Consider the following 23,499-nt stretch of genomic DNA (forward strand, 5'->3'; position numbering starts at 1 on the left):
CGCACCGGCTTTCCGCCGCCGCTCCCCTGCCGGAGCGCGGCTGCTCAGCGGCTGGCGCGATATTGTGGGGCCGGGCCATGCGGCCCAGACCACCCCCCAGCGCCTGAGTGCGGGCACCCTCAGCATTGCCTGTGCAGGCCCCGTGGCCATGGAACTCCAGCACCACGCAGACCTGCTGATCGAACGCATCAACACATGGAGCGGGGAAAAACTCGTAACCCGCCTGCGCTTTGTGCAGGACCCAACGGCGGGCCAGCACACCCGCAAAGCGCCCACCAAGGCGGCTGCCCGGCAGAGCATTTCCCTCCCCACCCTGCCCGAAGGCCCCCTGCGTGAAGCGCTCGAAGCCCTTGGCACCAGCGTTCAGCATGAACGGAGCGAAAAAAAACTTCGTCCCTGATCACAACCGGGTCAAAGCAACATCACTGAAACAGAATTGTGCGAAAATTGACACAATCTGCCGCTGTATCCTGCACCGTCCGCAAGGCATGAGCCTGCGCGGCAACCTCGAACCCCAGACGGATGCAGGACCCGTAATACAATGTCGCGCAAACAGGCCGCTCATCAGGCCCCCGGTGCCACCCTTTCTTCGCTCTCCTTCACCCCGTCGCTGCCGCAACACCCGGCAGGACGCGAAGGCCATTCTGACATCGTTTTTCTGCAATCCTGGGCTTCAGGCCTGAATTACAGTGCTGCGAGCGTGCTGCGCGCAGGCCAGATCCGCCGTGCCAACCCCGAACTGGTGCGCCGGATCACCACCGCACCACGCGGTTAACAACCACGGGAAAACTTCAGGACCATTCGCCCTTACGCTTGCGGGTAGCCGCTCTCCCCTCCCCACCACAGGCGGGAGCGGATACGCTGGAAGATTGCATCTGCCGTCTGGAAGGGCACCATGCCTGCCATGCACGGGCGTGAGACTTTTCCCCTACCAGTTCCTTTGCCGCAGCACCGCCCGGCCGGGGTATGGCTGCCTGCCCACCCCGCACCACGGCCCGGCTCTGGGCGCGCCTTTTCATACTGGCAGCACTGGCTACACTGAGCGCCTGCGCAGGCCCCCGCCGCACCTATGCCCCCCCGGTCTCAAGCGACAATGCGCTGAACCAGTGGACACCCTACGTGCAGGAAGCCTCGCGCCGCTTCACCATCCCACAGGCATGGATTCGCGCCATCATGCGGCAGGAATCGGGCGGGCATCAGTATCTCCACGGCCATCTGACCCGCTCCATCCATGGCGCTGTGGGGCTGATGCAGATCAAGCCCGATACCTATGCCGAACTGGCAGGCCGTTACCATCTGGGCTCCGACCCCTATGACCCGCATGACAACATTATGGCGGGCAGCGGCTATATTCACGAACTCTACAACCGTTTCGGTTCACCGGATTTCGCGGGGGCCTATAGCTGTGGCCCCCAGTGCATGAGCAACCACCGCACGCGCGGCACGCCTCTGCCCTCTTATGCCGTGGCGTATCTCGCGGCTGTATCCCCCCACCTGAACGACCCCGTGCCGGGAGACAATACGCAGATCGCGCAGGCCGTTGCGGCAGCGGAAGCACAGAACTGGAGCGATTCAGACCACCCGCAGAGCGATGCCCTGAACGATGCACAGGCTGATACGGTAGCCTCCACCCCCACCGGCTCTGACACCCGGCAGGTCAGCATCGCGCCCCTGCCCGGCCAGTCCAGCCGCGAAGTCGCGCTAAGTGGACCTGCCATTACATGGCGGCAGAACCGCATTACCGGCAATGCGGTAATCCAGATCGGGGCTTTTTCCACACGCGGGCGGGCAGCGGCGGCCCTGCGCACCGCCCATGGCGCAAGCCCGGCACTAGGCAGGCACATGACCGGTGGAACAGATTCTGTCCGGCTCGGGGGCATCCGTCTGGCGCACACGGATTGAAGGCCTGCCTGCCACCCAGACAGACGCCATCTGTCAGGCGCTACACCAGCAGGGGCTGGCCTGCATGCCGGTTCATTAGCCTCCAGCCGCCACAATACCCGGCCCAGCCCCCCATATCGCTGCGATACCGATCCGGTGCACACCCGCGACAAGCCCCGCAGCACCCCAGCGCTGGGCACAGCATCCCTCCGGCTTGGCCCCCACCATGACCGGGCAGGCGCTTACACCGCACCGCCCCCACCAAGAATGCTTGGCGGGACAGACCTGAGAGGATATGAAGGCTGGCAGGAATATCGCAGCCGCCAGCCAGACCTGACCTCTGTCCTCCACGGCGGAGCGGGAAGGACAGACACCTCAGCGTCAAGGAGCCGTATCGCCATCATGCTTCGCCGTCTCATGCCCCGCTCTCTCTCGCCACGCCCGGTAATGGCCCTTGCGGCTCTCAGCCTTCTGGCGTCGTGCTCATCCGACCCCAAAACCAGTCAGGGCCTGACCGCGCCGGACGGCCGCCTCCTCCATGAGGACCGTGGGGCCTCCGGTGGCGAAACCGGCCTTAAAGGCGGGGTAAACGCCTATCTGTGGCGGGCCACACTGGATACGATCTCCTTCATGCCGGTCGCCACGGCCGATGCGGAAGGCGGTATCATCCTGACGGACTGGTACACCCCGCCCGCAGCCCATGATGAGCGCTTCAAGATTACCGCCTTTATTCTGGACCGCCGCCTGCGCTCCGATGCCCTGCGCCTGAGCGTGTTCCGTCAGGTGCGTGAAGGGGGTGCATGGTGGATACCCCGCCGGCTCCCAACACCGCATCCGACATCGCTGCGCGCATTCTCTCTCGCGCGCGCAAGCTGCGGGCCAATAACGGCAACCGCGACTGATCCGGGGCAACCGCCCTTTCTTTCCGCCCCCGCCAGCCGCTTCAAAAGCGCGTAACGGGGGCGGGACTTTCATTCCAGCCTGACAGTACAGAACCTTCCATGTCCCAGCCTTCCAGCACTCCTGTTTCCACGACCCCCGCCCCCTATGACTTCCACACCGTCGAACCCCGGTGGCAGGCTGCGTGGGATGAGGCCGGTATTTTCACCGTGCCCGACGTGCCCCCGGCAGGGCAGCCCAAATACTACGTGCTGGAAATGTTTCCCTACCCTTCAGGGCAGTTGCACATGGGGCATGTGCGCAACTACGCGCTGGGCGATGTCATTGCCCGCTACAAGCGCGCCCGCGGCTACTGCGTGCTGCACCCCATGGGGTGGGATGCCTTCGGCCTGCCTGCGGAAAACGCTGCGCGTGAACGTGGCGTGCACCCGCGCGAATGGACACTGGCCAATATCGCGGCCATGCGCACCACCCTGCAACGGCTCGGCTTCTCCCTGAACTGGGACCGCGAAATCGCCACCTGCCTGCCCGATTACTACGGCAAGCAGCAGCAGCTTTTCCTTGATTTTCTGGGAGCTGGTCTGGTGGAGCGACGCGAAAGCTGGGTCAACTGGGACCCGGTGGACCAGACCGTGCTGGCCAACGAGCAGGTCGTGGATGGCAAAGGCTGGCGCTCCGGTGCGCCGATCGAGAAAAAGCAGCTCTCGCAGTGGTTCTTCAAGATTACCGCTTTTGCCGACGACCTGCTGGGCGGGCTGGACAGCCTCGAGCGCTGGCCCGAGCGGGTGCGCACCATGCAGGAGCGCTGGATCGGCCGTTCCGAAGGGGCGAAGGTCATCTTCAACCTGCACCAGCCCCCTGCCGGGCTGGATACGGACCTGAACGCGGTTGAGGTTTTCACCACCCGCCCCGATACGCTGTTTGGCATGTCGTTTCTGGCCATTGCCCCGGATCACCCGCTGGCGGCATGGGTTGCCGCGCGCAACCCGCAAGCCGCCGAGTTCGTGGCCGAATGCCGCAGGCTGGGCACATCGGTCGAGGCTGTGGAAACCGCAGAAAAGCGCGGCTTTGATACCGGGCTGCGGGTCAACCACCCGTTCCTTGACCAGAGCTTTCCAATCTGGATCGCCAATTTCGTTCTGATGGATTACGGCACCGGCGCACTGTTCGGCTGCCCCTCGGGCGACCAGCGCGACCTCGATTTCGCCCATAAATACACCCTGCCGGTGGTGCCGGTCGTGCTGCCGCCGGGCAAAGCCGAGGCAGACTTCGCCATCACCACCTCCGCCTTCACGGGCGATGGCAGCATGATCAACTCCGGTTTTCTGGATGGGCTGTCCACGCAGGATGCCCGGCGAGAAGCCATTGCCCGGCTTGAGGCAATGGGCGTTGGGCAGGGTGTGGTCAACTGGCGGCTGCGTGACTGGGGCATTTCGCGCCAGCGCTACTGGGGCTGCCCTATTCCGATCATTCACTGCACGGAATGCGGCCCCCAGCCCGTCCCCGCAGACCAGCTTCCCGTGGAACTGCCCGAGGATGTCACGTTCGACAAACCCGGCAACCCGCTGGATCACCACCCAAGCTGGAAGCACACCACCTGCCCATGCTGCGGCAAGCCCGCCACGCGTGAGACCGATACGTTCGATACGTTCGTGGATAGCTCATGGTATTTCGCCCGCTTTACCGCGCCGCATGCCGCCACCCCCACCGTGCACGACGCGGCGGATGGCTGGCTGGCGGTGGACCAGTATATCGGCGGGATTGAGCATGCCATCCTGCACCTGCTCTATGCGCGCTTCTTTACCCGCGCCATGCGCAAAACCGGCAATCTGGATGTGAGCGAGCCTTTTGCCGGGCTGTTCACGCAGGGCATGGTCAGCCATGAAAGCTACAAGGACAGTGCAGGCAACTGGCTGTACCCCGAGGAAGTGGAACACACGGCGCAGGGCGTGATCAAACGCGGCACCACTGAACCGGTAACGGTTGGGCGTGTGGAAAAAATGTCCAAATCCAAGCGCAATACAGTGGCCCCGGTGGCCATCATCGAGCGCTTTGGCGCGGATACGGCGCGCTGGTTCGTGCTGTCCGACAGCCCGCCCGAGCGGGATATGGAATGGACCGAATCCGGCGTGGCCGGGGCTGCGCGCTTTGCCCAGCGCCTGTTCCGCGCTGTCTGCGCCATTGCCGAAACCACACCGGCCACGGCGGCCGCCCCCACGCAGGACAACCCCGCCAGCCCGCAGGCCGATACCCTGCGCCGCACCACGCACCGCACCATCGCTGCTGTAACCGAGGCGCTGGAAGGCTTTGCCATCAACGTGGCGGTAGCACGCCTGCATGAGCTGACCTCCGCCCTGATTGATGCGGAAAAACAGGCCGATACGGCAGGCATGGACTTTGCCCGCCGCGAATGCGCCCGTGCCCTGTGCCTGCTCTGCGCACCGATGATGCCGCATCTGGCCGAGGAAATATTCTCCCGCCTGAACCCGGCTGACGGGCTGGCAGCACAGCAGCCCTGGCCGCAGGCCGAGGCAGACCTGCTGGCGGCCACCAGTGTTACCATTGCGGTGCAGATCATGGGCAAGCTGCGCGGCACGGTGGAAGCCGAACCGGATGAAGAAGCCGCCACCGTACTAGCTCGCGCCGAAAGCGAGCCCAATGTGGCGCGGCTGCTCGAAGGCAAGCGCATCGTCAAGCGCGTACATGTTCCCAACCGTATCGTTAACTTTGTCACGGCAGGCTGATGAACCGTACCGCCTTCATGCTCCGTCTCGCACGCCCGCTCATGGCCCTGCTGCTGCTCCTGCCCATGGTTCTGGGTGGCTGCGGGTTCAAACCCCTGTACGGCGAGCAGGATGGCGAGACGAACATCTCGGCCGAAATGAAGGAAATCTACGTCGATAATATTCCTGAACGTCTGGGCCAGCAGGTGCGTCTGGCCCTGCAGGCCTCCATGTCGCAGGACGGGCCGGAAGACCCGCATAAATACCGGCTGCGCGTTTCTCCTCAGGTCAGTTCCGAAGCGATCGACACTCATAACGACAACACCACCGGCCGCCAGCGGCTTGTCGGCCACGCCCACTGGATCCTGTTTTCGGTAGAAACCACGCCACGCCTGCTGGCTCAGGGTGATACCAGCACGATGGACGGCTATACCTCGTCCTACGAACAGTATTTCGCCCAGACACTGAATGCGGAAACAGCCTTTGGCCGCGTGGCCCAGACACTGGCGGAACAGGTTACGCAGCAGGTCGCAACATGGCTGCGCACGGGAGCCAAGCCCCTTACCCGCCAGCCGCAGGGCCCCAAGGCCTATTATCCCATCCCCACGGCCATACCCAATTCCAACAACGAAACGCCTATGGATGCCGGGGCGGATGATGCCATTCCCGCCATGGCCACGGGCCGCTCATCCAGCGACAATGACAGCGCGCCCTGATACCGCACACGCCCGCCCTGTTCCTGCGGGCCACACGGCACAAACGCGCCATGTGGCCCCGCATTTTTCCGCCCTGTCATGAAAATTGACGCCCGCACCCTGCCGCGTGTGCTGGCAGACCCCGGCGCTTGGCGGGTAATCCTGCTCCATGGCGAAGATACGGGGCTGATCCGCGAACGCGCGCAGGAAGCAGCCCGCACGATCATAGGCCCGGAGGAAGACCCCTTCCGCCTCGCCCTGCTCGACCGCGAAACCCATGACAGGCTGGAGGAAGAGGCAACAGCCCTTTCCCTTATGGGCGGCCGACGCGTGGTACGTGTGCGCGACGCCGCAGACAGCCAGCTCAAGGCAGTAGAGCACATCCTTGGCCAGACGACCGATACGCTGGTCATTCTTGAAGCACCGGGCCTGTCCTCACGCTCGAAGCTCCGCGCACTGCTTGAACGCAGGCCGGACTGTGCTTCCATCGGCTGTTACCCGGAGGAAGGGCGCACGCTTGAGAGCAGCATTACCAAAATGCTGGCCACACACCGTATCCGCATAGACAACGATGCCCTGCACTGGCTGATAAACTGCCTGAGCGCGGATCGGTCCGCCACGCGGGGCGAAGTGGAAAAACTGGCCCTTTACGCGGGCGATGGCGGCACATTATCGCTGGAGGACGTGCGCACCTGCATTGGCGATGCCGGAAGCGTTTCACTGGAAGATGCCGCCTTTGCCGCAACACAGGGCAACCGGGCGGAAGCGGACCTTGCTCTGGAGCGTGCGCTGGCCGAAGGCATAAGCCCATTGCCATTATTCGCGCATTCATGGCGCATTTGCACCGCCTACGCCGGGTGCGGGCGGCCATGGCGGCAGGCGAAAGCCGCACGGATGCACTCAAGACCCTGCGCCCCCCCGTTTTTTTTAAACGCACAGCCGGATTTAGCCGGGCCCTCGAACTCTGGACACTTCCAGCCCTGACACACGAACTCACCCAGTGGCAGGCACTCGAGCTGGCATGCAAACAGACAGGCGCGCCAGACCAACTCCTGTGCCGCCGCCAGACCGCCATGCTGGCCGCGCAGGCGGCACGTCAGGCCCGCCACTAACGCTGCTGCAGCCCTACTGCGGGGTTCCCCCCTTGTCCACTGCGGCGGCTTTCAGTATAGACTGCCTGTGTGTGTCCGCGTAGCTCAGCAGGATAGAGCACAGGATTCCTATATAAATTGGGCACCATGTCAGGAAACAGCATGGTGAATCCGCTCAAAGTCGGGGAACGCTACGGCCATTTGGCCTTGCCAATCCCGAGCCAAGCCGCCCTCGGGCGGAAGGTGTAGAGACTGGACGGGCGGTGCCTAACGACCTGCTTGCAGGTTTATGGCAAAGGGACAGTCCAGCCCACGAACGCTTTGTCCAACACGGGACAGGGCGGCGGTGAAAACCGTAGTGGGATGAATCCTGGGGCCGTGGGTTCGAATCCCGCCGCGGACACCAACACACATTTTCCAGAACCATGCCGACAGGTGCGCCAGCACCGCCTGCAACATTACCCTCAGTGCTGTTGTGTCACGGCCTTCGGGTAGAACCCGCGTACGACTTTTTCCATGTTCAGGCCCTGCACGATAATGGTGCACACCACCACACCATAGCAGACAGACAGTAGCGGGCCGGGTGGCAGGCCGAGCACCAGCGATACCGATAGACCGCCAGCATACGGCCCTTGTCCCACTGTCGCCGATGCACCGGCAGAATGGACAGCAACAGAGCAACAAGACTGATCGTATCCATACCTGCGCGCGCGGATCGTTTTGGGGCGTGCCGTCAAGAAAAACCGGCACCCCCGTGATGCAATCCGTTACCGCAGAAGGTTCAGACTTCCACCGGCAAGGGTTCAGCAGCAGGCACCTGTGCAGGCCAGTCACGGCAGTTACGCACCGCGCCGTTTTCACGCACGGCGTCCAGCGTTTCGGGGTTGAGGGTAACAAACACCCACCCACCCTGATCCAGCTTGCCTTCACCCATAATACCATCCGCAGGAAACCCACGGTCAACGGGACCATACACACCCGCGCACCCATGGTTTTCATCCAGCGTGGCCAGCCATGGAGCATCGCCCACCGTCGGGGCCACCGCCACAAAGCACTGGTTTTCCAGAGCACGGGCCTGTGCTGAAATCCGCACACGGTTAAAGCCGTGCAGGGAGTCCGTGCAGGTTGGCACCAGTATCAGCCACGCACCGGCCTCGATCTGCCTACGGGTAAGCATGGGAAATTCGGAATCATAACAGACCGCAGCGCCAATCAGCCCCCACGGCGTTTCAAACACACCGGGCGGATTGCCGGCACGCACACCCCATGACTCGTTTTCAAAACGGGTCATGACATGCTTGTCCTGAAACATGATACGGCCATCGGGTGCGATAAGAGGCGCGCGGTTGCGCACACCCTGCGCCTCGGGTCTGGGCAGGGTGCCGGGCATCAGCCACACACCATGGCGCATGGCCGCACCACGCATGATTTCCAGCAGCGCATCGCTATGGGCGCAGACCGCCTCAAGCTCGGCCCCCGGGTCTGGCGCATCCACCAATGCGGAGGCCACCTCCATGCAGGCATATTCGGGCATAAGCAGCAGGTCGGCATCGGCAGCACCCTGCGCCACCAGCCTGTCCAGATGGGCCGCGTAATCCTCGATCGTGCCAATACGCGCGACTTCCCATGCCAGAACGCCCAGGCGCAAGGGTTGTGTCATGACTGTTTCTCCGGCTGTAACAGAACCTGCGGCACAGGGGCCGCCCGCAATGGTTTAATGAAAAAATCGAGCCAGTGCAGGGTTTCGTCAACCTGTCCGGGTTCTTTCCACATCATGGTGCAGGCCACACCCGGCAGGGGCGAAAACCCCCTTTTGGCCCAGAAGGCATGCAGGGTGCCCGCCCCTTCTGGCCGCAATGGATGCTCGGCAGGCCGCCGCACGGAGCAGAATACTGCAAATTCTGCCCGGCTGTCGGTCAGAGCGTAGCGTTCACGTTCCTCAAAAAACCGCACACCCAGCCCCTGCCCCCGGTAAGAGGGCAAAAGAACGGATTCGCCAAAATAAAAGAATTGGTCAGGAGAAAGCCCACGCGCCTCGAACGGTGCGCGCACATCCGGTGCCTCATCACGCAACGGCAGGCAGGACGAGGCCCCAATTACCTGTGCGCCATCCCGTGCGATCACTACCGCTGCTCCGGGGCTTTTTACATAAAACTCGAGATATTTCTTTTCGTATTCGGCATCGCCCTCATACAGATAGGGCCATTCACGGAATACGGTAATCCGCAGCCGGGCCAGATCGGCCATGATAGGCCTGAGGGCCTCTCCCGAGAGGGTTTCAAGCGTGATACTCATCCACGGTCCGTTTTCCAGCCTTGCCGCCAACACGCTTGCGCGCCTGCCAGCCGGGGTCAACCCCCGACCGGGTTGCCCCATACAAAACCGGCCAGCCTCAATCCGCTTTCATGAACGCGCCATGAAGATTCAGTTTTACCGAACCCCAAACCCGGGCCAGCCAGCTTTGCCGCCATGCTTCAGGCCGCTGGAGCCAGCACGTTTTCAGGCTGTTCGGCGTCAGGCTGGATACCGTTGGACAACGGGGCTCCATCATCATACGGAGCCAGAAAATCCACCACGGTCTGCCGGTACAGATCCAGCCCCTTATAGCTGGACAAGGCCGGGTCCAGATCCCGCAGAACGCGGTGCAACCGTTTGCGCCACTTGCCTACGCGCATGATGTCGCGCACCGGCATCAGGTAACAGCGAATGGAAAACAGAATGGCGTTGGAGCGCGGCAGGCGATAGAGGGTTTGCAACTCCACCCGCAGATGCACCTTGTCAGCCACGTTCTCAGGCGTGACCGAAGCGCGATCAGCCCCCCAGACCATGAAATTTTCCGGCGAGGTATCCAGCCGGGGGTTGATGGTCATGGTCCAGTTCAGCCGCCGCACCGGTTTTTCGTGCTGCAACATCAGCAGAAAACGCAGGCCACGATCAAACACCCCCATTTCCGCCGCTTTGGGCACGGGAGCGTGCCACTGCCGGAAAGACATGCCCAGATCGAACTTGAGCGACCAGTCCGCCTGCGCGGTCACCATGCCGCCATCCATCCACAGATCGTCCTCACGCTGGTCATGCAGCGTGAAATCTCCCTGCATCTGCCGGGCCATATATTCAAACGGCGGTAACGGCAGGGTTCCGGCATCGCCAAACACGAAGCTCTGCTCGTAACCCAACAGCCGGTTGACCCAGTGCCAGTCCAGCCCTTCGCGCCGCAGGGAAAAATGCTGCGGATACTGATCGGACAGAGTGGTCATGGCCAGTTCGACAAAATCCCACTCTGCCTCACGCATATGGGGCAGAACGATACAGCGTTTGGGATCCTCTTGCAGAATACGCGCTTTTTCCGCGCATTCTGCCACGTAATGCTCGTCAATATCGAACGTGTTACGCATGGCCGCAACCGGGCCACTGCGGATATGGGGCTCCACATTCATGGAATACATATAAATGTCTTCAGGGAACGGAAACGGAAACCGCATGATGGTTTCAGCACTATTCGTTACCTGATAGGGCGGGCGATAACTTTCCCGCGCACTGGTCTGAACGGTCATGCCCGCCTCCTCTTTACAGGTTGAGTGTCAGCGTATCCGTTCTGGCACGGGATACGCAGGTCAGAATGGTACGGCCTTCGGTTTTTTCCTGCTCTGTCAGCACATGATCCCGATGTTCGGGCACACCGTCGAGCACTTCCAGCGCGCAGGCTCCACAGGCCCCGCCACGGCACATGCATGGCGCATCCACCCCGGCATTTTCAAGCGCTTCAAGCAGGGTTTCATCTCCCGCTACCTCTATTGTCTGCCCGCTGCCTGCCAGCACGACAGTAAAAGGCTGCCCCCCTTCAGGCACAAAAAAATGTTCCGAATGAACCTTGGCAGCCGCAAAACCAATCTGTGCCGCCGTCTGCTCCACCCAATTCATGAAACCCTCCGGCCCGCAGAAATACAGATGGGTGGCGATATTTTCCTCCGCCATCCGCTGTTTCATGCCCACATCTTCGGGCGGACGGTCATGAATGAAAATCCGCGCAGGCGGTAGACTGGCAAGCAGCGCCTCAAAAGCCGGTTTTTCCTCCGGGCGGCAGAAATGGTGCAGGGTATAGTCCGCCCCGGCCGTTTCCAGCGCGCGAGCATGAGCAAGAAAAGGCGTGATACCAACCCCAGCGGAAAGAAGAAGGTGCCTTCTGGCTTTTTTAACCACAGGAAACAGGTTGGCGCTGCTCAGCACCGTAATAGGTGTGCCGTCCTGTGCCTTGTCATGCAGGAAAACCGAGCCCCCGCGCGACTGCGGCGCACGCCGCACAATCACGCTCAGTTCGCGCCCATCAGGCGTTGCGGACACAACGGAATAGGCATTTTTGTAACGCCGCGCCTCATCCCCAAACCCGAGCACCACATGGCTGCCCGCAGACACGGCAGGGAAGCGCCCCCCCTGCGCCACAAGCACGAATTTGCGCAAGGTCGGTGTCAGCACGTCCACCGAGGCAATAACAGCCGGATAACCAGAACGTTCAACCATGACGGGCCGCCGCCTCCATTGCCTGCAACAGGATTTCGGGCTCGCCTACCCCCATGTAAGCCCCCAGCCCGCGTGAGTAATGCTCGCGCACGAACAGGGTGGTGCCGCAGCCAAGGCAGCGCACCGTATCAGCCGCCACCCCTTCGTTAAGCGTATCGCAATGCACACAGACCACACGCCGTGCCACATCACGCGGGGGAGCAAACTGCACCTCGCCCGTGCCCAGCCCTGCTGCATCCGCCACAATGGCCACACGCGCCAGAAAAGAGGCACCACCCGCCGCATACAGCCTCAGCCCCACCCGCTCACGCGCCAGCCGCCCGGCCAGCCGTTCCAGCAGGGCGGTAGCAGAACGCAAAAGGACTTCCCCTTCTCCTGTATCCGCCATGGCCGTTGCATCGGACACGACTGTCCATACCTCTGGTGTGGCGGCACCGCAGCCCTCGGGCAGGGGGCAGGCCGCCTCATCACGAACATACAGGTGCCGCACACCCGACGCGTCCAGAACCAGTGGGGCAAAAGGCAGTTGACTGCTGACGATCACGCTCTTTTCTCCTCCCCGCATGGTCTACAGACAGACAATGCGGCAACCCTGTTTTTTCAGCCTTTGACGGTACGTTTTTTCTTTTCGGGATCATCAAACGGAAGCTGATGTGTAACGCCGGGCAGGCTCTCATCGCCTGAACGCACGACAATGCTCCGCCCCGGCACTGCGTAAGGCACATCCATACGCGCAAGGGCCATGGAACGCCCTGTCAGCGTGGAAACCATACCGCAGGTAACGGTACCCACACGCTGCTCGCCATCGTACACACCCGCCCCGGCCTCGGCTGCGGTCATGCCTTCAAGCAGCAGCCCGAAAATTTTGAACCGCTCACGCCCCTTGAGCGCATAATGCGCGGGCGCACCACGGAAATGCGTCTTGCCCGGGCTGACCGTGAAATCCAGCCCCAGTTCCCACAACGTATCCCCGGCAAGATCCTGCTCGAATGGATACATTTCGGAATTGTCGTAGGGATAGAACAGCAGATAGCTTTCCACCCGCAGCAGATCGAGTGCGGTAAAGCAGACAGGCACAATGCCATCTGCTTTACCATCCGCCAGAATTGTATCCCAGATCAGCGGTGCGTCAGTGCCTTTGCAGAAAATTTCGTATCCACGCTCGCCCGTGTAGCCCGTGCGCGAAATCATAACCGGCGCACCGAACAGCGTTGTCTGCATATGGCTGAAATAGTTGAGCTGGCGGATACCCGGCACATGGCGGGCCAGAAAATCAACCGCAACCGGCCCCTGCAACGAAAGGTCGTGCAGGTCGTCATCAAAAAGCATGGCGGCGTTACGCCCCACCACAGCCTGCGCCAGCATTTCATGCAGGGTGCCAGCCCCATGCACCACCATCCAGCTATTGGGGCCGGTGCGGTACAGCAGGCAGTCATCAATAAACTTGCCGTCATCATTGAGGGCCGTGGCATAGACCGAACGGCCCGGCTGCACCTTGCTGACATTGCGGCTGGTTGCATAATCCAGAATGGCCGTGGCGTGCGGGCCAACCAGATGCACTTTTTTCAGCCCTGAAACATCCATAAGCCCGGCCCGCGTGCGCACAGCCACATGGTGGTCCTGCAGGTTGGAATCGTAGCTCCAGGCCGTGCCCATGCCGTTCCAGTTTTCAAGGGCGGAGCCAAGGGCACGGTGGCGATCTGCCAGAGTGCTTGAACGCCAGCTAGTCGTCATGTCTTTCAGTCCTTACTACGCCAGAGCACCCCGCCATGGTGGCAGAAACCACCAAGGCGGAAGCCATCATATTCCTGTCCATTACGAATGTGAAAAGATCATGCGTTATAGAGTGCATAAATTTTTCTTATTCCAAGACAATTCTTTTACAGACAGGCTATTTTTACCAAATCCCTCTCAGCCGGAAGCCCGCACACGCGCCTGTTCGACCGGTGCCAGAAACGCCTCAAGCGAGTCATCCATCGCTTCCATCCACGGTGTATGGTGTGGGGGTGCCATGGTGCCGGTCAGCACTGAACGGTAACTACGGTCACGGAAGGTCATGATGCCCTCTTCCTTGTCGTGTTTCCATTCCTTGAACAGCGCCGCCACCTGATCGAGATCAAAGGGCGGATAATCGGTATAGGTCATCAGGTCGCGCACGTAGTCTGTCTGGAAATCAATTTCCTGCGTGGCATTTTCCAGCGCCTGATCACGCGCGACCCATGCCTTGCTATCCGCCAGCATATCGGCCCGACCGGGCAGGTCCAACTTTTCCATGATAACATCACGCGCAAACCATGCCTGCGCATCGAACATGTTAAAGGTGTAATACTGGTCCTGCATACCCAGATAGAGCAGCTTGGGGTTGTCTATCCAGCATATGCCCTTGTACAGGCTTACAGGATACAGACAATTATGCGTTTTCAGGCGTAGATAGTCCGGCAGGAACGGGAAGTAGTGCTTGTAGCCCGTGCACAGGACGATGGCATCCACCTTTTTTGTGGTTCCATCCTGAAAATGCGCAATATCCCCATCAACCTTGAGAAGAAGCGGATGTTCCTCAAACCCTTCTGGCCATTTAAAGCCGAGCGGCTTGGAGCGATAGGAAAACGTGATGGATTTTGCGCCATATTTGTAGCACTGGCTGCCAATATCCTCCGCCGAATACGAACTGCCAACCAGCAGCACATCCTTGCCCGCGAACTCATTGGCATCACGGAAATCATGCGCATGCAGGATACGGCCGGGAAAAAGATCGAATCCGGGAAAGGACGGCACATGCGGTGTTGAAAAATGCCCAGAAGCAACAATCACATAATCAAACCGCTCGGAATAGACATGCGCGCTGGTAAGGTCTTCCACCGTGACAAGGAAGTTATCGGCCTCTCCATCCCACTGAACATCACGCACGGATGTGCTGAAGCGCATATCGCCTTCAAGATTGTCACGCTTGATACGCCCGACAATATAATCCAGCAGCACTTCGCGCGGCGGATAGGACGGAATGGGCCGCCCGAAATGCTCTTCAAAAGAATAATCAGAAAACTCAAGCCCTTCCTTGGGGCCATTCGACCACAGGAACCGGTACATGCTGGCGTGGACAGGCTCGCCATATTCATCCAGCCCGGTGCGCCATGTGTAGTTCCACATACCGCCCAGTGTCGCCTGTTTTTCAAAACAGACCAGTTCAGGCACTTTTTCGCCCGCCTTGCGCGCCGCGCCGAAGGCTCTCAGCGCTGCCAGCCCGCTCGGGCCCGCGCCAATAATCGCCACTCTTTTTGCTGTCATGCTCACACGCGCTCCCTGTTCACGGCCGGGCTTTCAGCCTGCCGTATTGTCTGTCACTGCAAGAACATTCAGGATCTGACCCGGCTCTTGTCCGGGTCATAGGCTGGAAAAAACGTGACCTTTACAGGAATTCTCTTTTGCAACCCATCAAGCTGGCCAATTTCCAGCATGCGCCCGGACTCGGCCACCGCCGTATCGACCCGCGCCAGCGCAATGCTTTTTCCCAGCACGGGCGACAGGCACGCACTGGTAATACTTCCCACCCTAGCACGCCCGTCATAAACGGCATCACCATGGGCAAGATGTTCGTTAGACAGGCTCTCCAGCCCTACCAGCTTGCGCCGGGGGGCCTGCCTGCGCTGTGCCAGCGCCTGAGAGCCTATGAAATCATCCGTTTTTGAGGCCGGCACCGCAAAACCGATCCCTGCCTCGAACGGGTCTGTTTCCGAGCAGAACTCATAGGCGGCAAAGGCCAGCCCTGCCTCGATCCGCAGCCAGTCAAGTGCATCAAGCCCCAGCGGCACCATGCCTTCTGGCTGGCCCGCTGCCCACACGGCTTCCCACACGGCATGGGCATGGCGCGGATGGCACCAGATTTCGTAACCCAGTTCACCCGTATAGCCGGTGCGCGACACCAGAACCGGCACCCCCGACGGCCCGCCCACACGCCCGATGGTAAAGCGGAACCATTTGAGCGCGGCAATGTCGGGCTGCGTGGGCGGGGTCCAGATCAGTGGCGCCAGAATGGCGCGGGTCTGCGGCCCCTGCACCGAGATATTGTGCAACTGATCGGTGGACGAGCGCACAAAGGCATGCAGCCCGTGCTCCACCGCAAGGGCGCGCAGCCATTCTCCGCAATACTCATCCCCGCACACCAGACGGAACGCCTGAGGGGCAAGACGGAAAACGGTCGCATCGTCCAGCATGCCACCATGGGGGTAGCACAATGCGGTGTAGACCACCTGCCCAACCGCCAGTTTGAGAATATCGCGCGTGGCGGCCAGTTGCAGCAGGGCCTGTGCATCCGGCCCGGTTATTTCAAACTTGCGCAGGGCCGACAGGTCCATGACACAGGCACGCGTGCGGCAGGCCCAGTATTCCGCTACAGCGCCGTACCCCTCAAAACGCGCAGGCAGCCAGAAGCCCTTATATTCGACAAACTGTGCGCCCTGCGCGGCAAGGTCAGAATGAAAACCGCTCTGCCGCGTCATGATCGCGGGTGCTTGTGGTGTCATGCGATGGGCAACCCCGCTGGAAATGGCACTGTCGCGGTCATAAACCCGCACATGGATATCGGTCGGCTGCCAGCCATTGGCCTCTGTCACGTCATCCGCGCAGGAGGACGATGCACAGACAAGGTCTGTCAGGGCGCGCAGCAGCACGTAATCCCCCGGCCGGACCATGGCTCGGCACTGGTAATGGCCCCGCATTCCTGCACCTGTGTGTTGAAAAAGAAGTTGATGGCAGGCCAGCCGCTCCGGGGCGTCAGCCCCTCGCCTTGCAGCACCGCATTAAAATTATCGCTACAGTTGGCATGGCCGGGGTAGCCAGTGTCATCGTAGTATTTCGCGGTGCAGGCCAGCAGGAAGGCATCATGCCGCCCTACCGTGTCCTGCACGACCTCAATCAGAGGCTGCAGGCGACTGTCGAGAAAACGCCCGTGCAGGCCGGGCACAGGCAGGGCATGCCCCTGCACCGTGCGCGTGGCCGTGGCGTCCAGCCGTATTCCTGCCCCTGAGCCAGCGCCTGTGCATCAAACGCCAGAAAATCGGAGCACTGGCGGCCTTGCACATCAATAATCTGGATATAGTCGCCCTTGCGCACCCGGTAACACACGGCTGTCGCGGCGGGCACGCGCACATCTTGCACAATGGGGGCCAGCGGCTCGGGCAGGCGCTCAGGCCCCTCGGGGGCTGGTGTAAAATGCAGGTCATACGCGCCCGGGGCATTGGACTGATCGGGCATCATGTCTTCAGCCGGAAGATCGAGCACGATTTCGCCATCGGCCAGCACATCAAAACGGCAGCCCGTACCCGCCTGCTCATCGGCAGTGAACAGGGCGTAGAGGCTTTCGCCCTCCGCCGCCTGCGGGACTGGCTGTTGCGGTAACACGGCACGCAGAACGCCCTCAGGTGCCGCCAGCACGCCCGCCTGCCCGCCATCAACGGTAATGACTTCAAGGCCCTCGCCCGCTCGGACCGTAAACCGCCGGGGGCCACTGCCCCCCGCCACCCGAACAGGTGCCGCTTTATGCTGCGGTGCAAACAAGAGTGTCATGGCGCTACGCCACTCCCCGTCCGTTTCTCTTACGGAACAAGACTAGGGAGAGCAGATGCGTTTTCTCAATGGTGCCTTTTGGCACCATTCCCCCCTCATACGCGCACGCCCATGCGCCATAATGGCTTGACAGAACCATCCCCCAAACGAAACAATCAAAGACGATGCGGACTCGACGCGGCAGAGCCCGACAAACGCCAGCCCTATCCGGCACCCGGCTTCTGCGGCACGGGAGAAAAAAGACAATGGGAACATGACCGGCACCATACCGCCGGACAGCCACACAGCCCCCTTTATGGAACAATGGCTGGCCGAACTGGGGCATGTCGCGGGCCATATTGGCGGCGCGGATTTTCACACACGCCTCCTGTCCGTTTTTTCCCGCCTTATTCCACACCAGTCTTCCTGGATTATCGCCTATGCGCCGGGGGTGCTGCCCCATGTGCTGCATACGGAGGATGTCGAGTCCACGGCCTTTAGCGACTACAGAAACCATTTCCGCACGTTCGACCCGTTCTGGCATTTATGGCGCAGTCAGGCCCGCCAGCCCGTGGCATCGCTCTCCACGCTGGACAAGGCGGTAAAACCTTACGAATACACTTCAATTTTCCAGAAAAACTGCGGCTTTTCCGATGAGCTGGCCATTATCCTGCCCATCCTGTCCAATACCTGCATCATGCTGTTTCTCCAGCAGACGGACAGGCCTTTTACCCAGAAGGAAATCAACCGCGCCCGGCTGGTGCAGCCGCTTTTCTATGGCCTGCACCAAAGCCATATCAACCAGACCCTACAGGCATGGAGCCGCACCACGCCCCATACCGAGGCACAGGCGGCCAACCGCCCGGACAGCGAAGGCGCGCTGGTTCTGGACCGCCACCGCAACCACCTACATGCCAACGCCGCATGGCGCACGGCGGAGGCACGCCATGGCGCACCGTTCCGCCGGGCCCTGCACCGGCTGCTCAGAAGCACGGATGGCCTGATACCGGGCCACAGCCCCACAATACTGGAAGAAAACGGCTTTACCCTGAGCCTGCAAGCCCTGCCCGAAGACTGCCCGCTGGCACCCGCAGGCTATCTGCTGACCCTTACCCCCGGCACCACACAGGCGCCGCTATCCGCCCTGCCGGGCCTGCATGTAACCCGGCGCGAGCAGGACCTGCTGGAACTGCTGCTGCAAGGCCGCAACACGGGCGAAATCGCCCAGACACTGGGGATCAGCAAAGGAACGGTCAAAAACCACCGTCAGCGGCTGTACCGCAAGGTGGGCGTTACCACCGAAAGGGGGCTGCTCAGTCGCCTGCAGGCCCTTCGGCAGCAGTAATCAGCCGGCCAGACCCTGTGCAGCCTGCAAGGTGTTCTGGAGCAGGCAGGCGATGGTCATCGGCCCGACACCACCGGGTACGGGCGTAATGGCGGCGGCATGGGGGTAAACCTCGTCAAACGCCACATCCCCCACAATGCGTGAGCCCTGCGCCGTTTCCGCGCGGTTGATACCGACATCGATCACCACCGCACCGGGCTTGATCCAGTCGCCTTTCACAAGGCCGGGATGCCCGGCCGCAACCACCACGATATCCGCCCGGCGAGTTTCCGCCGCGACATCGCGCGTTTGCAGATGCGTGACCGTAACCGTGCAGCCCGCCTGCTGCAAAAGCCGCGCCATGGGCCGCCCCACAATGTTGGAGCACCCCACCACTACGGCGTGCAGCCCAGCCAGTTCAGGCAGCACCGACTGCAGCAACATCATGCAGCCCTTGGGCGTGCAGGGAATAAACCCGTCATGTCGCCCTACGGCCAGAAGCCCGGCATTGACGATATGAAAACCGTCCACATCCTTGGCGGGGGAAATCGCATCCAGCACCGCATCCCGGTCGATCTGCGGGGGCAGAGGCAACTGCACCAGAATACCGTGCACGGTTTCATCCGCATTCAGGGTGGCAATCAGGCCGAGCAGTTCAGCCTCCGATGTGCTGACCGGCAGGTGATGCGAAACCGAGCGCATGCCCGCCTGCTCTGTCGCGCGGATCTTGTTGCGCACATAAACGGCGCTGGCGGGGTCATTCCCCACCATCACCACGGCAAGAGTTGGAAGAATACCATGAGCGGAATGGAGGTTTTCAGCCTCCTGCCGTATTTCGTTCCTGAGCTGGCGGGCATAAGCCACGCCGTTGATCAGCTTTGCGTCTGCCTCCATGACACGATCCCCTCCATCCGCTCAGGAAACGAAAACAATGGTTTTGTTGCCGTTCATGATTGTACGCATTTCAATATGGTAGCGCACCGCACGCGCCAGCACGCGCCGCTCGATGTCACGCCCCTTGCGGATCAGGTCATCGGGGCTATCCGCATGGGAAATCCGCTCCACGTCCTGTTCAATAATCGGGCCTTCGTCCAGATCACGCGTAACATAATGCGCGGTGGCACCAATAAGTTTCACGCCGCGTTCATAAGCCTGATGGTAAGGGCGTGCGCCCTTGAAACCGGGCAGGAAGGAATGGTGGATGTTAATGCACCGGCCTGAAAGAGCCGCCGCCATGTCGTTGGAGAGAATCTGCATATAGCGCGCGAGCACGACCAGATCGGCACCGCTTTCCTCCACCACGGCAAGAATGCGGGCTTCCTGCTCGGCCTTCGTGTCCTTGGTTATCGGCAGATAGTGGAAAGGAATGCCGTAAAAATCGATATCCTTATAGGTTTCTTCAGTATGGTTGGCGATAATGCCAACAGGTTCGATCGGCAGTTCGCCAATACGCCAGCGGTAGAGCAGATCCACCAGACAGTGATCGAACTTGGAAACCATGATCACGACCTTGGGGCGGTAGGACTGGCAGTTCAGCCGGTAATCCATGCCGAATTCCCCGGCCATGGCATCTACCAGCACACGCACCTCGGCCTCGGTAGTCTTGCCTTTGACGATATCGAACATGATCCGCATGAAAAAACTGCCGCTACCCACATCATCATACTGCTGGGCTTCGGTAATATTCGCGCCGGCTTCATACAGCGTCTGACTGAGTGCCGCGACAATACCCGGTCGGTTAGGGCAGCTCAGGGTCAGGATATAGCCTTTGGCATTGGGAGACAGTGTCGACATGCGTCTTTGATCCATTTCCTAGGAAAGTGCGCCATTCATAGCGACATGAAGATCATGGAACAGGCTTTCCGCAAAGCTGCGGAAGACAAGAAACTCATACGTAACCGGGTTTCGTGCAACCTGCCTGAGAATAACCGGAATATGCCCCGCCAGTGTCAGAGCCACATGGCCGGGCTCAAACACCGCGTCATGCAGGTCCACGGGCACGAGGCGGCCTGCCACCTCACGCGCCTGCGGGCCGGACAGCAACAGGCTGGTGCGGCTGTCGCTCTGGCTGGTCAGGGCGCAGACATCGCCACAGCAGGCACGCAGGCGCGCCATCAGCCCCTCGCCTTCGGCTGTGTTGCCGGGGCCTGCGAACGCCAGCCACTGGGTGGGGCCACACCAGACAAACACCACCTGCCCATCTGCCGTTGATACGGCGCGGGGCTGTTCGGGCAGATCCACCCCAAAGGTTTCACGCACCCGCTCCACCAATGCGGTCCGCCCACCCCCGGCAAACGCGCCGAGGCTAACAGCCTCACCCATGGGGGCCAGAGCCAGCACCGTATCACCAACCCGCACGGGGTCGGCACTCACGGGGGGCTGGGCAAACAGAGACTCAACCATGCACACGCGCTCCCTCGGGATCGACAAAGACAGGGGAAACCACACGGGCCCGGACAACCGTTCCCGCCAGTGGATTATGCAGGGCCACGATCTCGCCATGCCGCGCCGGGCCGTTGGACAGCAGGCCAAGCCCGATCCATGACCCCAGCGTGGGAGAAAACGCCGCCGATGACACCCAGCCCTGATCCGACGCCGCCGTAGCGGCAGCACCATCAGGCAGCAGATGCGCGCCCGCCACCACCTGCTCCGCCGGGTTAAGCGGTTGCAGGCCCACAAGGGTTGGCCGCGCGGGGTCTGTCAGGGCCGCACGCTGCGCCATGTGTTTACCAATAAAGTCCTTGCGGGTGGACAGCATGCGCCCCATGCCCAGATCATGCGCTGTGGTCTGGCCATTGAGTTCCGGCCCAGCGGGGTGGCCTTTTTCGATACGCATGACACCCAGCGCCTCGGTACCATAGGGGGCGATGCCATAGGGTGCCCCCACCTCCATCAACCTGCGGGCCAAAGCATCGCCATAACGGGCAGGCACGGCCAGCTCGTAGGCCAACTCGCCGGAAAAGGACAGGCGGAACAGCCGCGCCGGAACGCCGCCGCACACACTAACCTCCCCCGCCGCCATATAGGGGAAAGCCTCGTTGGAGAGGTCAAAGGCCGGGTCCACCACATGGCTCAGCACGGCGCGTGCCTGCGGCCCCGCCACGGCAATCTGTGCCCATTCATCCGTTACGGAAATAAACTGCACATCCAGTTCCGGCCACAGCCACTGGTGGCAGAATTCCAGATGCGCCATGACACCCCCCGCATTAGCGGTGGTAGTGGTCATGACATAATGGGTCTCACCCAGCCGGGCGGTGGTGCCATCGTCATAAGCAAAGCCGTCCTCGCGCAGCATCAAGCCGTAGCGCGCACGCCCGACCGGCAGCTTTTTCCACGCGTTGACATAAACACGCTCCAGAAACTCCGCCGCATCCGGCCCCTGAATGTCGATCTTGCCAAGGGTTGTGACATCGCAGAACCCGACAGCCTCGCGCACGGTGCGCACCTCGCGATTGACTGTCTGCAACCAGTCCGTCTCACCCGGACGGGGGTACCACTGCGCGCGCTGCCACAGCCCGTTGGCCGTAAACACAGCCCCCTGACTTTCCGCCCACTGATGGGTGGGGGGCAGACGGGCTGGCTTGAAATGCCGCCCGCGATGCGCCCCGGCCAGCGCGCCAATCGCCACCGGCTGGGTGGGGGGGCGAATAAGCGTGGTGCCGGTCTGCCCGATAGCGCGCTGCGTAATTTCGGCCAGCAGAGCAATGGCATTGACGTTGGATGTCTTGCCCTGATCGGTTGCCATGCCCAGCGTGGTGTAGCGCTTGAGATGCTCGACCGACACAAACCCTTCACGCGCGGCCAGCGCGACATCCTTGGCCGTAACATCGTTCTGGAAGTCCACAAAAGCCTTGGCCCACCGGCCTGAAGGCACGCCAGCAAGCGCGTGAAACAGCGGAGCAATGGCGCTGGATTCGGCCTCGGCTACGGGCAAGGCGGGCTGATCCGCCTCAAAACCGCAGGCTTGCGCGGCCCGTACACCGGCCTGCGCCCCATCGCGCAACGCCCCGGCCGTGCTAAAGACCCCGGCGGCTGCACCGGCCACCACCATGCCGGGAGGCAGGGCGGCAGGCAGGAACGCGCACAATGTCTCATCATAAACCGGGCGCATGCCCTGGTGCGTGGTCAGCGCGATATTGGGCGACCACCCGCCTGACATGGCCAGCAGATCGCACGCAAAGCGCTGCTCACGGCCCTGTGCATCGCGCACGCTCACGCCGCTGACAGCCAGACGGCCCTGCACGGCGCTGACCGCCCCACCGGGCACGAACGGCACGCCACAGGCCTGCGCCACCTGTGCACCCTGCCCTTCACCCGCGGGCCGTGAATCCACGATCGCCGCAACCGACACCCCGGCCCGCGCCAGATCAAGCGCGGTGCGCAGGCCATCATCATTGCAGGTATAGACAACCGCCCGCCGCCCCGGCGCTACGCCAAAGCGGTTCAGATAGGTCCGTACCGCCCCTGCGAGCATAACACCCGGCGTGTCGTTACCCGGAAACACAATAGGGCGTTCAACCGCGCCAGCCGCCACCACGCACTGCTGCGCCACAATACGCCACATACGCTGGCGGGGCTGCCCTTTTTCGGGCTGGGGCTGATGATCGGCCACCCGTTCCAGCGCGCCATAGGTGCCACCATCATAAGTGCCGAACACGCAGGTGCGTTCCATAATGCGCACTTCGGGCAGGGCTTCCAGCGCCGCACGCGCCTGCTCGACCCAGCGCCATGCGGGCGCGCCATCAAGCTGCCTGTGCTCGGCCCGCAGGCGGCCACCTGTCAGGCTGTCTTCCTCGCACAGGATCACCCGCGCGCCGACCGACCAG

General features: G+C 61.7%; 22 protein-coding genes and 2 pseudogenes. 8 read left to right on the forward strand and 16 right to left on the reverse strand.

Translation table 11 applies throughout. The features are described 5' to 3' along the window. From JCM25143_RS10235 to JCM25143_RS18685, 3 genes are all read left to right on the forward strand, one after another. On the forward strand, positions 1–400 hold a 400-nt coding region (locus tag JCM25143_RS10235; RefSeq protein ID WP_025861068.1), incomplete at its 5' end, for a DciA family protein. A 141-nt stretch (positions 401–541) separates the two neighbouring features. Next, a complete protein-coding gene (locus JCM25143_RS10240) occupies positions 542–775 on the forward strand; it encodes a hypothetical protein (protein ID WP_025861069.1) in 234 nt (77 codons plus the stop codon). 191 nt (positions 776–966) lie between these two features. Further along, entirely contained in the window at positions 967–1,902 is a 936-nt protein-coding gene (locus JCM25143_RS18685; protein ID WP_051543215.1) for a lytic transglycosylase domain-containing protein, read from the forward strand. A gap of 75 nt (positions 1,903–1,977) precedes the next feature. Here JCM25143_RS18685 and JCM25143_RS22065 read toward each other — a convergent pair whose 3' ends face one another. Beyond that, the gene (locus JCM25143_RS22065; RefSeq protein ID WP_148300096.1) at positions 1,978–2,232 is read right to left on the reverse strand and encodes a hypothetical protein; all 255 of its coding nucleotides are present in this window, start codon (positions 2,230–2,232) and stop codon (positions 1,978–1,980) included. A 51-nt stretch (positions 2,233–2,283) separates the two neighbouring features. On the opposite strand from JCM25143_RS22065, the pseudogene JCM25143_RS18690 reads away from it, so the two are divergent. The 4 genes and pseudogenes from JCM25143_RS18690 (at position 2,284) to holA (ending at position 7,311) form a co-directional block, all read left to right on the forward strand. After that, positions 2,284–2,783: pseudogene (locus JCM25143_RS18690) on the forward strand (DUF3576 domain-containing protein). 99 nt (positions 2,784–2,882) lie between these two features. Beyond that, positions 2,883–5,525, forward strand: coding sequence for a leucine--tRNA ligase (leuS, locus tag JCM25143_RS10260; protein WP_025861070.1), 2,643 nt, complete (start codon positions 2,883–2,885; stop codon positions 5,523–5,525). After that, positions 5,525–6,220, forward strand: a complete 696-nt coding sequence (locus tag JCM25143_RS10265; protein ID WP_025861071.1) for a lipoprotein — start codon at positions 5,525–5,527, stop codon at positions 6,218–6,220. The genes leuS and JCM25143_RS10265 overlap by 1 nt, the downstream gene beginning before the upstream one ends. A 78-nt stretch (positions 6,221–6,298) precedes the next feature. After that, positions 6,299–7,311: pseudogene (gene holA / locus JCM25143_RS18695) on the forward strand (DNA polymerase III subunit delta). 499 nt (positions 7,312–7,810) lie between these two features. On the opposite strand, the gene JCM25143_RS22355 reads toward holA, so the two are convergent. From JCM25143_RS22355 to JCM25143_RS24785, 11 genes are all read right to left on the reverse strand, one after another. Beyond that, a complete protein-coding gene (locus JCM25143_RS22355) occupies positions 7,811–7,990 on the reverse strand; it encodes a hypothetical protein (protein ID WP_159101631.1) in 180 nt (59 codons plus the stop codon). Positions 7,991–8,071: 81 nt separating this feature from the next. Beyond that, on the reverse strand, positions 8,072–8,950 hold the full coding sequence (locus tag JCM25143_RS10280) for a carbon-nitrogen hydrolase family protein (protein ID WP_025861073.1): 879 nt from the start codon (positions 8,948–8,950) through the stop codon (positions 8,072–8,074). Next, positions 8,947–9,666, reverse strand: a complete 720-nt coding sequence (locus tag JCM25143_RS10285; RefSeq protein ID WP_234395178.1) for a GNAT family N-acetyltransferase — start codon at positions 9,664–9,666, stop codon at positions 8,947–8,949. The genes JCM25143_RS10280 and JCM25143_RS10285 overlap by 4 nt, the downstream gene beginning before the upstream one ends. Before the next feature lie 98 nt (positions 9,667–9,764). Continuing rightward, positions 9,765–10,844 (reverse strand): heme-dependent oxidative N-demethylase family protein, encoded by a 1,080-nt coding sequence (locus tag JCM25143_RS10290; RefSeq protein WP_025861075.1) that lies wholly within the window; start codon positions 10,842–10,844, stop codon positions 9,765–9,767. 13 nt (positions 10,845–10,857) lie between these two features. Further along, complete coding sequence (locus JCM25143_RS10295; RefSeq protein ID WP_025861076.1) at positions 10,858–11,808, reverse strand: PDR/VanB family oxidoreductase; 951 nt, start codon at positions 11,806–11,808, stop codon at positions 10,858–10,860. Next, positions 11,801–12,352 carry a dimethylamine monooxygenase subunit DmmA family protein gene (locus tag JCM25143_RS10300; RefSeq protein ID WP_148300097.1) on the reverse strand — a complete coding sequence of 184 codons (552 nt, stop codon included), beginning with the start codon at positions 12,350–12,352 and terminating at the stop codon, positions 11,801–11,803. Before JCM25143_RS10300 ends, JCM25143_RS10295 begins: the two co-directional genes overlap by 8 nt. Positions 12,353–12,408: 56 nt before the next feature. Further along, complete coding sequence (locus JCM25143_RS10305) at positions 12,409–13,542, reverse strand: aminomethyltransferase family protein (RefSeq protein ID WP_025861078.1); 1,134 nt, start codon at positions 13,540–13,542, stop codon at positions 12,409–12,411. Between the two features lie 177 nt (positions 13,543–13,719). Next, positions 13,720–15,093, reverse strand: coding sequence for an NAD(P)-binding domain-containing protein (locus JCM25143_RS10310; protein WP_025861079.1), 1,374 nt, complete (start codon positions 15,091–15,093; stop codon positions 13,720–13,722). 68 nt (positions 15,094–15,161) lie between these two features. Next, on the reverse strand, positions 15,162–16,496 hold the full coding sequence (locus JCM25143_RS24045; RefSeq protein WP_234395179.1) for an aminomethyltransferase family protein: 1,335 nt from the start codon (positions 16,494–16,496) through the stop codon (positions 15,162–15,164). Further along, the gene (locus JCM25143_RS24780) at positions 16,457–16,768 is read right to left on the reverse strand and encodes an urea carboxylase-associated family protein (protein ID WP_267879944.1); all 312 of its coding nucleotides are present in this window, start codon (positions 16,766–16,768) and stop codon (positions 16,457–16,459) included. The genes JCM25143_RS24045 and JCM25143_RS24780 overlap by 40 nt, the downstream gene beginning before the upstream one ends. Then, positions 16,720–17,370 carry a DUF1989 domain-containing protein gene (locus tag JCM25143_RS24785; RefSeq protein WP_267879945.1) on the reverse strand — a complete coding sequence of 217 codons (651 nt, stop codon included), beginning with the start codon at positions 17,368–17,370 and terminating at the stop codon, positions 16,720–16,722. The genes JCM25143_RS24780 and JCM25143_RS24785 overlap by 49 nt, the downstream gene beginning before the upstream one ends. 253 nt (positions 17,371–17,623) lie before the next feature. Between JCM25143_RS24785 and JCM25143_RS10320 the strand changes: the two genes are divergently transcribed. Next, a complete protein-coding gene (locus tag JCM25143_RS10320) occupies positions 17,624–18,694 on the forward strand; it encodes a helix-turn-helix transcriptional regulator (RefSeq protein WP_025861081.1) in 1,071 nt (356 codons plus the stop codon). On the opposite strand, the gene folD is transcribed toward JCM25143_RS10320, so the two are convergent. The 4 genes from folD to JCM25143_RS10340 all read right to left on the reverse strand — a co-directional run. Continuing rightward, entirely contained in the window at positions 18,695–19,567 is an 873-nt protein-coding gene (gene folD / locus JCM25143_RS10325) for a bifunctional methylenetetrahydrofolate dehydrogenase/methenyltetrahydrofolate cyclohydrolase FolD (RefSeq protein WP_025861082.1), read from the reverse strand. Positions 19,568–19,588: 21 nt separating this feature from the next. Beyond that, positions 19,589–20,467, reverse strand: a complete 879-nt coding sequence (gene purU, locus JCM25143_RS18705; RefSeq protein ID WP_035370973.1) for a formyltetrahydrofolate deformylase — start codon at positions 20,465–20,467, stop codon at positions 19,589–19,591. An 18-nt stretch (positions 20,468–20,485) separates the two neighbouring features. Further along, on the reverse strand, positions 20,486–21,076 hold the full coding sequence (locus JCM25143_RS18710) for a sarcosine oxidase subunit gamma (RefSeq protein WP_035370976.1): 591 nt from the start codon (positions 21,074–21,076) through the stop codon (positions 20,486–20,488). Further along, positions 21,069–23,499: glycine cleavage T C-terminal barrel domain-containing protein (locus tag JCM25143_RS10340; protein WP_035370980.1), on the reverse strand; the 2,431-nt coding region annotated here is incomplete at its 5' end. The genes JCM25143_RS18710 and JCM25143_RS10340, both read right to left, overlap by 8 nt.

It is taken from the genome of Acetobacter papayae JCM 25143 (assembly GCF_000613285.1).
Taxonomy (GTDB): Bacteria; Pseudomonadota; Alphaproteobacteria; order Acetobacterales; family Acetobacteraceae; genus Acetobacter; species Acetobacter papayae.